Origin of the sequence: Vibrio kyushuensis (assembly GCF_050337325.1) — a bacterium.
Lineage (GTDB): Bacteria > Pseudomonadota > Gammaproteobacteria > Enterobacterales > Vibrionaceae > Vibrio > Vibrio kyushuensis.
The window spans coordinates 133,781-148,232 of record NZ_JAKJSV010000002.1; the positions used below are offsets into that span (position 1 = coordinate 133,781).

Here is a 14,452-nt window from a genome sequence, read left to right on the forward strand (position 1 = left end):
TTATTCAATAACCCAGAGAATAAACCCCAATAAGGGCAGGAGAAATAGAAATGAGCCATGAAACAAAAACAATGGAAGTGCCTGTAGCAATCGCCGAGCGAGTGCAAACGCTGATTGACGCTTATGAAGTTCAAGAGAAGTTCAAAGCAGCGCAAAAGGAGGTGGTGAATAACTTCCTTGCTATGGATGGCCTGAGTTGTGAAATGGCTGTATACAGTTTGGCTCAGGAAGACTTATTGGACACTCTTAGATTTGTATATGAGCTTTCTGGCACAAACAGTAAGTTCGTTAAAAACATCCTGACTCAGTCGAGAGAGAACCCGAAGAAAGTTCTATCTGATGCTCAAAGATCATCGGCTAAAAGCTTGTTGTTTAACCTAATTAATGACCCTTCTGTTGTTTCGGCAATGAAAGAGTTATAGAGATCATTTGTTCAGCTAATCTTCTGAAGATAGGTTCGAATTGAAAAATTACGCGTTCATCTGTACTTATTCATGATGACTATAGAGCATTCATGATAGCTCTAAAGCATTCATGCTAGATGTAACGCGTATTTTTTAGATTTCAGGAAACTCTTCATAACCGGTATACATGGCATAACCTTTAAAGTCGCTACATGCCTTGATGGCAGCCTGATCGCTATAGGGCTTAAAAGGCGCGCCTCGAAGTTCTCTCTTTCTTTGGCAGAAGATTAACCGTTCGCCATCCATGACCTCTCCTAGATAAACACCTGTCGGGCTGTATATATCGCCGTCAAACATTTTACCGACGTGTTTCCCTTCATTGGTCCAAAGATCTTCGCGGTCGAAATAGCCGAGTGACTTTCCACCCCAAGTCCAAACTGACCTCATCTGTCTCTCCTCTGTAAGCAACTTCAATTTCGTTATTCGTCATTTTATCCTCTGACAATGAAACGGAGTGAAATTAATCCTTTTAGTTATTAATTGGTTACAATTTTTTTAAAGGCAGGTTTGCTATGTCGTCAAATCATCGATAGATAAATGCAAAATGAGGGGGAGATTAATAGAAATATTATTCGTAAGTTGCCGATTTCTTGGCCAATTTCTAAATATGACGTACGATCCATAATGGACCGATGAGTTATTTGGTGATAATGTTACTAGTAACATTATAATTATAAATTAATAGATTATGAGCATAGATCAATCGTCAAGACCCACCCTTCAAGATATTGCTGACAAGATTGGCATCACTAAAATGACCGTCTCTCGTTACATGAGAAACCCCGAGTCAGTTGCAGAAAAAACGCGTGAGAAGATCGCTAAGGTAATCGAAGAGGTCGGCTATATCCAAAACCGCGCCCCTGCCATGTTGTCGAAATCATCCAGCAAAGCGATTGGTATACTTCTGCCTTCTTTATCCAACCAAGTTTTTGCTTCCTTTGCAGAAGGGATTGAAGAGGTCACCAAGGCAAATGGTTATGAAACGCTTATAGCTCATATTGGCTACAGCCCTGAAGAGGAGGAGAGTAAGGTCGCGTCGCTACTCTCTTATCAGGTCGATGGCCTTATTTTTACTGAAACGCAGCATACCAAGCGAACATTACAGATGATTAAAACAGCAGGCGTTCCAGTTGTTGAAACCATGGAACTACCTGAAAACCCGGTGGATATGGTTGTCGGATTGGATCACAAGCAGGCATCTTATACTGTTGTAAAACAGATGATTGAAGCAGGTAAGAGAAGCGTGGCGTATTTTGGTGCGCGATTAGATAGCCGTACGCAGCTTCGTATGGATGGTTATAAGCAGGCGGTAGAAGAAGCAGGGTTAACACCTAAATGCATTCTTACTGAAGCGCATTCAAATTATACCCTTGGTGGTGAGTTGTTAGAAAAGGCGCTCGTTCAGTACCCAGACCTTGATGGCATTTTTTGTACCAATGATGATATTGCCATTGGCGCAATGATGTACGCACAAGCGAACAATATTAGTGTGCCAAAACAGCTTAGTGTCGTGGGGTATAACGCATTAGATATTGGACAGGCTATATCACCAAAGCTAACCAGTGTTGACTCCCCTCGATATGAGATTGGTAAGAAAAGTGCAGAGCTGCTTATTGATGCTTTAGCAGGGAATAGCTCTGAGCAAAAGGTGTTTGATCTTGGGTTCACTATCTCTACTGGTGAAAGCTTAAATTGACTCTTTATTTAGAATTAACTGGTGCATTAATAAGGTGGCGCTATCAATGCTGTCTGACTTATTGTGTGTCCGTTATTTGATTGAATTGTATCGTAAATTATACGCATGCTTGCCGTTTATTAATCTAGATATACTCACAGTTTTTCGTTGGTAATTACCGAATATCTTATTTTGCTGTTGCTCTCGCAGCGTGCCATCTACCTTGTTCGTTTATCCGAACTTTATGGGTAATATAAAGATGAACTAAGCCAGTGGTTAGAGCGTTTAAATGACGAAAATTTTCCGAGACTATTTCCTTAGCTGTTTGACGTCAGACTGATATTTTCAATTTTCGCCACGTTCTCTTTTGTCATTCTCAGTACCATAGCAGCGTTAAAAAACGTAGGGCTAGTCGCTGAACAGTTCATCCCAGTGCTATTCGTAGTTTCGATAAAGCTTTGCCCTTAATACTTTTAATGGGTGTGGCTTTTAGTAGGTGATCTGTCATAGAGACAATTCGTTAGCTGCTGTCAGTATTCACGTTTTATCTACATGACGTAAATGTACGACACGAGGAGAGGCAACATGGAACTATTTAAACTAAAGATAAGCAAGTTGAGACTCAGTAAATTAAAGCTGTGTAAATTAAGGCTCTGTAAGTTGAAGCTCAGCAAATTGACGTTATGCAAAAAAGTGAACCATAGTAAGGCAGTACTGAGCTAAACAGATTGAACAAAGCTTTTGCACCCAAACACTCTTCCCTTGATGAATAGTTTGAGTGAAAAGCTCAGTATTTTCTACTATGGTGAGCACCTAGAATAAGAAGCTTGCACCGTGCTCTGCGCTTGATACGTTTTCACGCATCACTTTAAAGATATCTCGTCCCCACGTTTGCTGGGAAACTTCAGTATCAATATGGTTCAGGCTTCTTGCGCAAGTATCCGCTAGGTTCTCAAGCGAGCCCGTTTGGCAATCTAAGCGGATAATATCGCCATCGTTAACTAGGCCAATAGTGCCACCTTGTAATGCTTCCGGAGAGACGTGAATAGCGGCAGGGATCTTTCCTGACGCACCTGAAAGTCGTCCATCTGTCACAAGGGCAATCTTAAAGCCTGCTTTTTGAACGTTACCAAGAATCGGCATGAGCTTATGTAGCTCTGGCATGCCATTCGCTGCGGGTCCGTTGTAATTTACAACGACAATGCAGTCACAATTTAGCTCGCCATTTTGATAAGCCGTTTCAACGTCGTGCTGAGAAGTAAAGACTTTAGCCGGTGCTTCAATTACCTGATACTCCTTCGCGACAGCCGATACTTTGATCACCGCTTTGCCTAAGTTTCCGTTCAGAACTTTAGTTCCGCCCGTCGCTTGGAAGCTCACTTCTGGCATTGCAATAACATCAGGATTTGTGCTCTCACCGCATGCGCTCCAAACCAATTCGTCATTGATCAGCTTTGGCGTTGTCATCTGATCTTCAAAGCTGCCAAAGACAGGGGTGACGTCGCTATTGAGCAGTCCACTTTGATGTAGACGTTTAAGTAATACTGGTACACCACCGGCTTGTTCGAAAGCGTTGATATCAGCAGGGCCATTCGGGTAAACCTGAATCATGAGTGGAACAATATCAGACAAATCGCTGATGTCTTGCCACGTTACGATGATGCCTGCCGCACGCGCAATAGCGACCATATGAATGGTGTGGTTAGTACTGCCACCTGACGCCAGCAGTGCCACAAGTCCATTGACCATGTTCTTTTCATCAACCACTTTGTGAAGGGGTTGATAGCTTGGTGATGCACTGTTCATTGCCGCTATACGTGCTGACGCGTTATCGGTTAGCGCTTGGCGAAGCTTTGTATTTGGCGGTACAAATGCTGATCCTGGAAGCATTAATCCCATCGCTTCAAAAACCAATTGGTTGGTATTTGCTGTGCCGTAGAATGTGCATGTGCCAGGGCTGTGGTAAGCGTTACACTCCATATCTAGAAGGGCTTCGGTTCCGACTTCGCCTGCTACATATTTTTGTCTGACACTGACTTTTTCTTCATTGGTGATACCTGTAGGCATTGGGCCAGCAGGTATAAATGCCGTTGGAAGATGGCCAAAGGTTAAAGCGCCCATCAATTGTCCCGGTGCAATCTTGTCACAGATACTGAGCAGCAATGTGCCATCAAACAAATTATGACTAAGTGAGAAGGCGGTTGATTGAGCGATCAAATCACGAGAAAACAGTGACATATCCATGCCTGCTTGGCCTTGAGTCACGCCATCACACATTGCAGGAACGCAACCGGCTACTTGGGCGGTATTCCCTGACTTTCTTAGCGTCGCTTTGATTTGATCTGGGTAATCTTTGTAAGGCTGATGAGCACTGAGCATGTCATTGTATGCGCTAACAATAGCAAGGTTACTACGCGTTAAATCAAGGATTTGGCTCTTTTCGGTTGCACATGAAGCCGCGACACCATGGGCTAGATTACCGCAAGAGAGTTGACCTCGACCTTTACCTTGATTGGCTTGCTCTGTGACTTTAGCTAAGTATTGCTGACGTAGTGTTTTACTGCGTTCAATGATGCGTGTAGTCACATCTAGAATAACCTTATGTGTCATTACACGCCCTCTGCTTGGTTAGATTCAAGTTGGTGAAGCTCGAAAATGGCACGATCGAGTACTTGCTCCATGGTTCCGTTGATGCTGACACTTGCAACCCCTTTTTCGTCACTCGGGTCTTCTAAAATTGCGAATTGGCCTTTCACCATGTTCTCTTTCATGAAGTGACCTTTACGAGCACGCATTCTCTCCATGATTAATTCAAAATCACCGTCCAAATAGAGGAATTTAACGTTTTGGTTTCCTTCACGAATTTGATCTCTATAGATTTTTTTAAGTGCAGAGCAGACGATGATACCTGTTTCATTCTTGCTCTCTAGGCTATAGGCCGCATCACGAATACGCTCTAACCAAGGGGAGCGGTCATCATCATTTAAAGGTTCACCACGAGCCATTTTTTGAATGTTTGCTTTAGGGTGTAGGTCATCACCATCAATAAACTTTGCTTTTAATCGTGCAGCAAGTTGCTCGCCGACCGTGCTCTTACCACAGGCACAAACACCCATCACAATAATACTTTTACCAGTCATTACGCTCCCTCATGATTACTCTGAGCTAGATCTCATTTTTAGAATTCAACCGAAAATATGGCTTTATCTTATCGGTGTTATCGGTAACATGTTACCCGTAACTTTGAGATTTGTGAACTAAAACACAAACTCAAACAGTGATAAACTCAAATTAACGTGAATTAAAGGTGTCTTAATGGACCAATTAGCCCAAGCCGCGGATCCTACATTTCTGCTCGGTGTTGCAGTGCTCGCGATCATCGCGTTGCTTATATTGATTATAAAATTGAAAGTACATGCTTTTGCCTCACTAACGCTTGTCAGCTTAGGTACGGCGATTGTGACTGGCGTACCTTCTGAGCAGGTTGTACCTACAATGATGGGCGGCTTTGGCGGCACCTTAGCGTCGGTTGCATTACTGGTTGGTTTAGGGGCAATGATTGGTAAGATTCTTGAAGTAACGGGCGGTGCTAAGGTATTGGCTGATACTTTGATTGGCCGCTTTGGTGAAGAGAAAGCACCGTTAGCCTTGGGTATTGCTTCACTGTTGTTTGGTTTCCCAATCTTCTTTGATGCTGGCCTCATCGTCATGATGCCAATCATCTTTAGCGTAGCAAAACGCTTTGGTGGCTCACCGATTAAGTACGCATTGCCTGCTGCCGGTGCCTTTGCGGTAATGCACGCCTTTGTTCCGCCACACCCAGGGCCTGTTGCTGCAGCTGAACTGCTGGGTGCTAACATTGGCCTTCTGTTATTTGTTGGTATTTTGGTTGCTATTCCGACTTGGTATTTAGGTGCTTACCTATTTGGTCTTTATGCTGGTAAGAAATTTGATATTCCACTGTCTAAAGCTTTTTTCAATGCAGATGCGATTGTTGATGAATCAAAGCTGCCAAAATTTGCAACGGTAATGACAATCCTAGTGTTACCTGTACTGCTTATTTTCATGGACACAGGTCTTAATACGCTTGCCGTCGCGGGTGTTATTGATGGTTCGTCTCCGTTAGTTGAATTTTTACGTATGATGGGTAAAACACCTGTCGCTCTTTTGATTACCCTGCTTGTGTGTCTACTTATCTTTGGTAAAGACTACGGTATGGCGAAACTTGAAAAGCTGTGTGGTGACTCACTTGCCCCAATCTGTGCCGTTATTCTTGTAACCGGTGCTGGTGGTATGTTTGGCGGTGTACTACGTGCCAGTGGTATTGGTGAAGCGTTAGCGGGCGTACTTTCTGATACGGGTATGCCAGTCATTGTCGCTGCGTTTGTTATCTCTACTTGTCTACGTGTTGCGCAAGGTTCTGCAACGGTAGCACTAACAACGACGGCTGCGCTTATCGCTCCAACAGTAGCTGCGACGGTTGGTCTTTCTGAGCTAGATTTATGCTTCATTGTTATCGCTATTGCGGGCGGTGCGACAGTGTTGTCTCACTTTAACGATTCTGGCTTCTGGTTAGTTTCTCGCTTGATGGAAATGGACGAGAAGACAACACTAAAAACATGGACGGTAATGGAAACGCTACTTGGTAGCATCGCGTTTATTATCGTTGGTGTACTGAGCTTCCTTCTTTAGATTGATAAAGCTGAAAGTTTATAAGTAACGAAATTTTCAAAGCTAAGCGAATAGTCGCTTAGCTTTTTAGTAGATGCAGCCTGATGCATCTATGTTTTTTAAGATTAATTGGTAAGGATATTAGAAAATGAAAACGATTGAACAGCGCTTAAAAGAGATCAAAATTGTTCCTGTTATTGCAATCAATGATGCAGATAAAGCGGTACCGCTTGCGAAAGTGTTGGTTGAAAATGGTTTACCTTGCGCGGAAGTAACTTTTAGAACAGACGCTGCCGCTGAGTCAATTCGCCTTATGCGCGATGCTTACCCTGAGATGTTGCTTGGTGCTGGTACTGTACTTAACGCCAAGCAAGTGGATGCTGCAATTGAAGCGGGTGTTGATTTTGTTGTTAGCCCAGGCTTAAACCCTACAACAGTGAAATACTGCCAAGAAAAGAACATGCCAATCGTACCGGGTGTGAATAATCCAAGTTTGGTAGAGCAAGCGATGGAACTTGGTCTAAAAACATTGAAGTTTTTCCCTGCTGAGCCATCAGGTGGTATCCCTATGCTGAAAGCTCTGTCAGCGGTCTACCCAGTTGAATTTATGCCTACAGGTGGCGTGAGCCCAAGTAACGCAGCCGATTACCTAGCATTACCATCAGTACTAGCTTGTGGTGGTACTTGGATGGTACCTAATGCACTAATTGATGCGGGTGATTGGGAAGCGTTGGCAAAATTAGTAAGCGATATTTAATTGGTGCTTGACTAGGTAGCTGTCTATTTATTAATTGATAATTTAGCCACTAACATCTGATCAGTCATTATTGGCTATGTTATAAACTACTAGGTTTTAAATAACTATCTGGTAAATAAAGAGTTACTGAATCTGATAAGACTTAAGGTACGAAAATGCTTTAAGTCTTTTTTGTTTCTGCAGAGAAAGACAAAAGGATAAGTGGTTGAAAAGTGGGCAATAGTGCGACTTCGACATTCTAAATGGTGAGAAAAGTGTCTTATTTCAAGGGGGGAAGGGAAGAATAATTAATAACACTGAAGTAAATCACACAAGTGCAAAATTAGACTTGGTCAGAGTGCCTGTAGTTTGCTACGTTTAAATGACATAGTGACTGGAAAGGTAGAATTATATGAAAGTAAATGTTCAAACACATCATGTATCAATCAGTGACGATTCTCGTAAAGAAATTGAAAGTAAATTTGAGAAAGTATCCGCCCATTTTCCTCAACTAATCAGCAGTGACATCATCATCACAAAAGAGCACGGCCAACACCAAGTGGAAATATTCACTAACTACGAAGGCGCACGTGTATCGGCAAAATCAACGAATGATGTAATGTATCCTGCTATTTCTGGCGCATTGAAAAAACTAGAAGCAGGGCTTCGTAACCGTAAGGGACAGCTGAAATCAGACCTACACGAAAAGCCAACTAGTACTAAACCAGAAATCGCGTCAGACATTATCCAAGAGATGAAATTAGTTTAATTCGCTCTTAGCGTAAAAATGGAGAAGCCAGCATTAATTGCTGGCTTTTGTGATCTTGGCGTTTGAATAACAAGGTTCCGATTGATTGTTAGGGCTTACACTGTGCAGCGATTAAGCGTTGATGACGCAGATTAATATGAGAGATAAGCTTTTGCCACTTTTCGGCTAAATAGTATTGTCCAGATTGAAGAAGTTGCCCTTGAGCATTTTCTATCATGGAGAGCGGCATGCTTTGGTAGATGTACTCGAACGTATTACTATCGAGCTCAGAGGCATCTTTCGCCCAGTTTATTTCAGAAGATAATCCAGAAGCATAAATTCGCGCTGCCTGTGTTTCTGGTGATGAGACTTCGGTTTCGGTTAACTGATTGAGCAGTATCTTGAGTCGTTCGAATTTCATTTTCATAGGTAAGAGTCCTTTTAGATAGCATAAAACGTTATCGGTCTATGTTTCTTATGCCCTATCTATCAAAGAGTAGAATTGTTTTAGCTCAAATAACAACCAAAAGAACTGTTTTAACAATGCGAAACCAAGTACATATCAAAAGTGCTATTAAAAGATGAAACGGTTTCTTCTGTTTCATCTTATTGAAATAACAGCGAAGTCTGTCAGAAACACTAGCCTATATGCCTTAGTAACTCGCCTTGTAACAGACTTGAATAAAATCGTTTGGAAATGCCTGAGCACTCGCCTGTTCTAGCTTAATTGGGCTGTTTGTTGGCCCAAACAGTGGAATACCTTGACCAAGAATGATAGGCGCGCGAGTGATGGTCAGTTCGTTGATAAGCTCTAGCTGTAAGAAGGCTTGAATAGTGGTTCCACCGTCGATATAAGCGTGAGCATATCCTTCAGACTCTAGTTTACTCACCAATATATTGAGATCGCCTTGATACATCTCGACTCGGGTTTTCATGTTGTCAGGCGCGTCAGAGAGCGTGTTACTGAGGACGATAATGCGCGTATCACCATATGGCCATTGCTCATCGGTAAGGTTCATGCTGGCGATTTTTTCCATACACTTACGGCCCATGATCATGCAGTCAACCGATGCGATATATTTTACGAATCCCATGTCGGCTTGATCGCCCATCTCTGCTGCTTGGTTGCCGGATGTGTGTAACCAATCGACACCTCCATCTTGTGTGGCGATAAACCCATCAAAGCTTGTTGCGATAAACACAGAACATTTCATATATTGATCCTCCTACACAGTTGTCGATAGACGATACGTGATCTGAAGTACATTGGAAATGAATTTTGAGGGAGGAGTAGATTGAAATGGAAGTGCAAATTTAAGCTCACCCGTGATGAGTGAGCTTATTCTTAGAAGCCTTTCTATTTTGTAGTTGGTCGTGCCTAGTCACTGATTTTTTATTGTTAAAGATTAATAGTGAGAGATTATCTTTTCTTGGGTCATACAGCCGCTGGTGTTAGTGCCCAGAACATCATAGTGGTCACACTGGGAATACTCAGGTGTGAGAAATCAAATTGGTCATAGAGGTACGTTGGTGGGATATCTTTCGCTAGGTTGGTTTGGCCATCAATAAAGATAATTTCACTATCGACTTTCTCTGCGTAAATGTAGTGGCTGTTATCCCTGATAAGTTCTTCCTCTAGACCTACGGCGACAACAAAACGCGTCCCACTTGGGTATTCGTTCATTTCCTGCCAAGCTTCGGACGCTTTTACATTAGATTGATCTAGCTTACGCCAAATGCTGCCAGTTGGTGTCGATAGCTCAAAGTCCATTTTAGATACTTTGTGGGTGAGATAATTTGATATCCCAACCAGTTGTTGCTCTACCGTGGGGCTATGCTTGCCCCAAAAGTGATCACTGGTGTTAGTCAGTAACGCTTCCGCCTCGTCAGAAACCGATGCGGTGGTTTGTCTTGTTGCAATGCCTGTTGCGTTCAATGAGCAGTTAGAAAGCATGCGAGACTCATTACCCGTAATCAAAGCAACGTTTATTAGATCTCCAACTTCATTGGTGATTGCCTCGCCTGAAAGCAGCAGAGTTGGTGCTATGGCTTGGTTTTGTTTGTCGACGGCCGTTTGGATAGCAGGAATGCGCACGTCATTTATTTCGTTAGATGTCATTGAGAAAGCCGATGGAATCGCCCCTAAAGTAAATAGGATGGTAGCAAGTTTTGAATGTTTCATGAGTATATCCTTTGTGGTTGTAAAAGGGATAAGGCATGAACTGCGCCACATTGGGTAATTTCAGCGCATCGTTGTGTAAGAACATGTTTCATTTTGAGTTTGTAGGATTGCAACAGTGTTAAACGGGGGTCGAGCGTAGTTAGTCCACACGCAGTAGCCCTAACTCTACCGCTTGAAGTAAATCAATCTGTTCTGACGCAAGTGAATAAAGCGTAGATTGTGTTAACGCTATGTTGGCTTTGTCATCACTTGGTTTTGGAATATCAATCTCTGCCATTCTGCCATTACCTAGATGATATTGGCTCCACAAAGGCACATCAATAATGACGATATGGCTACTTGGGAAGTCATCTTTTGTTAGCTGCTGAGCAAGCAGGTGCAGCCACCACGAGATCTGTCTAAAGCCTGACTCTCCACTAAGAACCTCATCAAAAGGCTGTAAATCACCTTCACTGATGGCTTTGTTAGTTGCTAACGTTACCGCCAATGTATGGCGATAATCAGCGGTTTGAAATGACATTACATTGTCTTGTTCTGACATGTGAAATGCACAGGCGTTAGCAGTGGAGTAGGGTAATAACGCAGCAGCGAAGATTGATACGAACCGTAGCCAATATTGTTTATACATATTGGGATCCCTTTATATGGAAAAAGAAAAAGGAGCACAGCATGTACTCCCTTATATGTGTTTAAGTTTGTTGTCTCCGTTTATTGCACTGCAATCGAGATCGGGTAGACATTGAAATCGAAAGCTTTACCAAATTTTTGGATATCTGCTTTATTGCCTTTCACATCAGCTACGTTGCTTAGCTCAGTTTCTGCACCGGTGAACAACTGATCGAATTGAGGGCGCGTTGTTGTTACTGTGACATCGTTACCTTGCTCGCCATCCACTATCTCAACAATACCATTACGTAAAATAACGGTGTAGATCTCATCTGTATCAGAGAAGTGAATTTGGTAGCTAGTCTCTGTACCGCCTACGGCTTCAGGTAGTACTTTGTAACGTAGACCTTCAAGCAGAGTAGGGGTAGAGAAGCCCGCTATCATATTTGGATTAGCTAACATGCCTTTTGCCAGTTGATTTACAAGCTGCATGTTTAACACACCATCAAGTTCATCAGCACCTGCTAGGTAGAAACCACGGTTTGATGAATTAATGCTGGCATATCCCAGGTTGCGAAGGCCCGCTGCCTTTAACTGACGAGCTTGAACATCACTTTGATCGACTCGTACCAGTTTGTCAGAAAGAGTGACTGACCACTTTATTTCACCACTTTCTAGTGCTCGTTCAGCCAGTTCAACAACGCGTTCTCGACCGCCCATCGCTTCAATTAATTTCTGCGCTTCATCCACTTTTGGTAATGGGTCAAGGTTTGCTGGATTACCATCCCACCAAGAGACATAACCAGTGTAGTAAGAACGCACGTTGGTTTTAACATTTCCATAAGTTTGAATAGTGAATGGGTCAAGTGTTAGGTAATCAGGGATTTCTATCTCATTGGCAAGATCATCAGGCCCTTTACCTTGGTTGATCAGTCGGATTGCTTGGTCGTGTTGAAATTGCATTGCATCGCGATAGGTCACCAAGATGTTGTCTACCTTGTCTTTGCCGTATTCAGGTACACCGTGACCTGGCAGCATGTGCTCTGGCTCATAAGCTCGAATCGTATCAATGGCGTTGATCCATGCGTCAGTATCGCGGAACTTAGTGCCCCGTGGAGAGTGCAATTGAGGAGCAGCTGGCCCTTGAAGTTCATCACCAGTGAAAATGGTTTTGTATTGAGGTACATAGGCAATCATGTGACCTGAATTTTCACCGCCAGAGTATGAGAAAGTCATCTCTAAACCTGCAACTGTAATTGTTTCTTCACCCTCGATTGTACGTGTAGGGGCAATGAATGATGTAGGTCCAGTCGTAAGGTGACCACAACAGCCGGTTGTGAATTGTTCACGGTCTTCAGGTTGCAATACCGCGCCATACATCATCATCGCGCGTTGGAACATGAGTGGCCCTGTTGCTGAGTTCTCAGAAACAAAGGCGTCTAAAAATGTACTGTCTGCAATTACTTCGACATCGCCGTTTTCGACTTGTTCTGGGGTAATAAATGCACCCACACCACCTGTATGGTCAGCGTGTGCATGCGTGTAAACCACGGCTTTGATTGGTTTGTCGCTTAGCTGCTTGATTTTGCCTGCGACGGGCTTCATTTGTGTTTCGTTTAAGCCGGTATCAATGATGATGAGACCTTCTGGTGCATCAATAACGTGGATTGAGGCAAAGGCATTCTCAGCAACGATCGTCCAAATAGGTGCGCTTGGGTGTTGGTATAACGCTTCTTCAAAATGATTGGCATGATTTACAAAATACTCGGGAGCATAGCGTTTTACTTGGTAAGGATTATTCCCTGCAGAAAGCTCGACATCGTGATAGGTGCGAGTTTCCAGATCTGGCATTGCAGTGGCGGTAACGGACAAAGGAAAGAGAACAATAGCAGCGGTTATTACGGATTTTCTAAACATAATAAGACCTATATAGGTGTCGTTAATCAAAGGTGTATCTCATTTGTGTTTAGGTTACTGAGTTTGTTAATAACAAACTAATTACCCTTGTCTATTTTGATTATAACGAATGAGTTATAATCTAGGTGTGTTGTGACATCATAGTCAGAACGTAATAAAAGGTAGAGAACAGTGCGTCCATTCCATCAGCTTGATTTGAATTTATTGAGGGTATTTAAAGTGCTCTCTGAAGAGTTGCATACGGGAAGAGCAGCAGAGCGATTACATATCGCCCAACCATCAGTTAGCCGCTCTTTAGCAAGGCTAAGAGATCATTTTGAAGACCCATTGTTTGTAAAAACTCGCGATGGTTTAACCCCCACATCGATGGCTGCTCGGCTCGCTTTGGTTATTCCCAATACCTTAAATCAATTGTCAGACAGCATTGATTCCCTTGAAACGTTCGACATAACCCAAAAATCGGGGCAGCTACGCATTGCGGTAAACTCATTTTTAGCTTTGACACTGCCTGCGAAATTGCATTTGAAGCTGCAAAGCGTTGCGCCTGAGATTCAACTTGAAGTCGAGAATTGGGGCTCTTCAACGGTTAATAAGCTAATAAAAGGTGAGTTGGATTTCGCGATTAACTACTACCCCTTAGATGTACCCAAAGAGATCATCAGCCATCCATTAACTGTGGATAGGTTCCAGTTATTAGTGAGAAGTGACCACCCATTGGTCGGTAAAAAAAGTACGATAGATGACCTAGCGACTTACCCTTGGGTGACTGCCATAGTGAAAGGATGGAATGAGCAGACGACACTGGTGAGCAGATTACTGGCGGATAAAAATGTACCCATACAGATGAACTATCGCTCCGAGGTATTTAGCTCAGTAGTGCAAGTGACCGCGGAAAGTGATGCCATATTGCCGTGCTCCGCACTGCTATCTGAGAATCTGTTTCCCCAATTAACGTCAATTGACGTTCCAGACAGTATTGAGTCGCCAAGCGAAGAGGTTAGGATTTACGCGCATCAGCGCTTAAGGCATGACCCGTATCATGAGTTTTTGTTTTTAGTGATCAAGGATATTGTAGGTAGGTTATGAAAATAATCTTACATAGTGTCCTCATTCTTCTTGCCCATATCGAGTAATCCATTGTGCTTGAAATAACAGTCAACGAGCATCTCTAGGGTTTTTCTTTCGTTAAGACCTTTGGCCACCCAAACAGATAAAAAGCTATTGCAAGTCATAATGCATCTCTTTGAGTATATATGGCGGTTGTCTTGGCTGAGAGAGCCATGGTCTCGCTTTGGTATTCTTTTTGGGATTTCGATATGCCCTAAAAAAAGTTCATCCTTTGTGATTTCAATTTTTTGTCCGTTTAGCTCACCACCAAAGAGTTGAATTATCATTGTGTTGTTCCCCATTTATTTAAGACCGGTTTACTTTCCGCGAGCCATGAAGCTGCAAG

At 42.9% G+C, this 14,452-nt stretch carries 15 protein-coding genes; 6 read left to right on the forward strand and 9 right to left on the reverse strand.

All coding sequences use genetic code 11. From position 1 onward, the window contains the following. Positions 1-50 precede the first annotated feature (50 nt). The gene (locus tag L4D20_RS00610; RefSeq protein WP_428799628.1) at positions 51-422 is read left to right on the forward strand and encodes a hypothetical protein; all 372 of its coding nucleotides are present in this window, start codon (positions 51-53) and stop codon (positions 420-422) included. Positions 423-557: 135 nt separating this feature from the next. Here the strand turns inward: L4D20_RS00610 and L4D20_RS00615 are convergent, their stop codons facing one another. Beyond that, positions 558-851 (reverse strand): 4-fold beta flower protein, encoded by a 294-nt coding sequence (locus tag L4D20_RS00615; RefSeq protein WP_428799629.1) that lies wholly within the window; start codon positions 849-851, stop codon positions 558-560. A gap of 298 nt (positions 852-1,149) precedes the next feature. Between L4D20_RS00615 and L4D20_RS00620 the strand changes: the two genes are divergently transcribed. Then, positions 1,150-2,160: a LacI family DNA-binding transcriptional regulator gene (locus tag L4D20_RS00620; RefSeq protein WP_428800721.1), complete on the forward strand. Its 1,011-nt coding sequence runs from the start codon at positions 1,150-1,152 to the stop codon at positions 2,158-2,160. Between the two features lie 792 nt (positions 2,161-2,952). On the opposite strand, the gene edd is transcribed toward L4D20_RS00620, so the two are convergent. Together edd and L4D20_RS00630 are read right to left on the reverse strand one after the other, a co-directional pair. Continuing rightward, on the reverse strand, positions 2,953-4,749 hold the full coding sequence (gene edd / locus L4D20_RS00625; RefSeq protein WP_428799630.1) for a phosphogluconate dehydratase: 1,797 nt from the start codon (positions 4,747-4,749) through the stop codon (positions 2,953-2,955). Beyond that, complete coding sequence (locus L4D20_RS00630; protein ID WP_428799631.1) at positions 4,749-5,279, reverse strand: gluconokinase; 531 nt, start codon at positions 5,277-5,279, stop codon at positions 4,749-4,751. The genes edd and L4D20_RS00630 overlap by 1 nt, the downstream gene beginning before the upstream one ends. 175 nt (positions 5,280-5,454) lie before the next feature. Between L4D20_RS00630 and L4D20_RS00635 the strand changes: the two genes are divergently transcribed. The 3 genes from L4D20_RS00635 (at position 5,455) to hpf (ending at position 8,315) form a co-directional block, all read left to right on the forward strand. Further along, complete coding sequence (locus L4D20_RS00635; RefSeq protein WP_428799632.1) at positions 5,455-6,831, forward strand: GntP family permease; 1,377 nt, start codon at positions 5,455-5,457, stop codon at positions 6,829-6,831. Between the two features lie 127 nt (positions 6,832-6,958). Then, positions 6,959-7,567, forward strand: a complete 609-nt coding sequence (locus L4D20_RS00640) for a bifunctional 4-hydroxy-2-oxoglutarate aldolase/2-dehydro-3-deoxy-phosphogluconate aldolase (protein WP_428799633.1) — start codon at positions 6,959-6,961, stop codon at positions 7,565-7,567. Positions 7,568-7,958: 391 nt separating this feature from the next. Then, positions 7,959-8,315 (forward strand): ribosome hibernation-promoting factor, HPF/YfiA family, encoded by a 357-nt coding sequence (gene hpf, locus L4D20_RS00645; RefSeq protein ID WP_428799634.1) that lies wholly within the window; start codon positions 7,959-7,961, stop codon positions 8,313-8,315. Between the two features lie 88 nt (positions 8,316-8,403). Here hpf and L4D20_RS00650 read toward each other — a convergent pair whose 3' ends face one another. The 5 genes from L4D20_RS00650 to L4D20_RS00670 form a co-directional block, all read right to left on the reverse strand. Next, entirely contained in the window at positions 8,404-8,721 is a 318-nt protein-coding gene (locus tag L4D20_RS00650; protein ID WP_428799635.1) for a hypothetical protein, read from the reverse strand. A 226-nt stretch (positions 8,722-8,947) separates the two neighbouring features. Further along, positions 8,948-9,508 (reverse strand): dihydrofolate reductase family protein, encoded by a 561-nt coding sequence (locus tag L4D20_RS00655; protein WP_428799636.1) that lies wholly within the window; start codon positions 9,506-9,508, stop codon positions 8,948-8,950. Positions 9,509-9,729: 221 nt separating this feature from the next. Next, complete coding sequence (locus tag L4D20_RS00660) at positions 9,730-10,476, reverse strand: hypothetical protein (RefSeq protein ID WP_428799637.1); 747 nt, start codon at positions 10,474-10,476, stop codon at positions 9,730-9,732. A gap of 139 nt (positions 10,477-10,615) precedes the next feature. Then, positions 10,616-11,104 carry a hypothetical protein gene (locus L4D20_RS00665; protein ID WP_428799638.1) on the reverse strand — a complete coding sequence of 163 codons (489 nt, stop codon included), beginning with the start codon at positions 11,102-11,104 and terminating at the stop codon, positions 10,616-10,618. A gap of 80 nt (positions 11,105-11,184) precedes the next feature. Then, positions 11,185-12,999, reverse strand: a complete 1,815-nt coding sequence (locus L4D20_RS00670; RefSeq protein WP_428799639.1) for an alkyl sulfatase dimerization domain-containing protein — start codon at positions 12,997-12,999, stop codon at positions 11,185-11,187. Between the two features lie 171 nt (positions 13,000-13,170). Between L4D20_RS00670 and L4D20_RS00675 the strand changes: the two genes are divergently transcribed. Further along, positions 13,171-14,085, forward strand: coding sequence for a LysR family transcriptional regulator (locus L4D20_RS00675; RefSeq protein WP_428799640.1), 915 nt, complete (start codon positions 13,171-13,173; stop codon positions 14,083-14,085). Positions 14,086-14,093: 8 nt separating this feature from the next. On the opposite strand, the gene L4D20_RS00680 is transcribed toward L4D20_RS00675, so the two are convergent. Next, positions 14,094-14,393, reverse strand: coding sequence for a hypothetical protein (locus L4D20_RS00680; protein ID WP_428799641.1), 300 nt, complete (start codon positions 14,391-14,393; stop codon positions 14,094-14,096). Positions 14,394-14,452 lie beyond the last annotated feature (59 nt).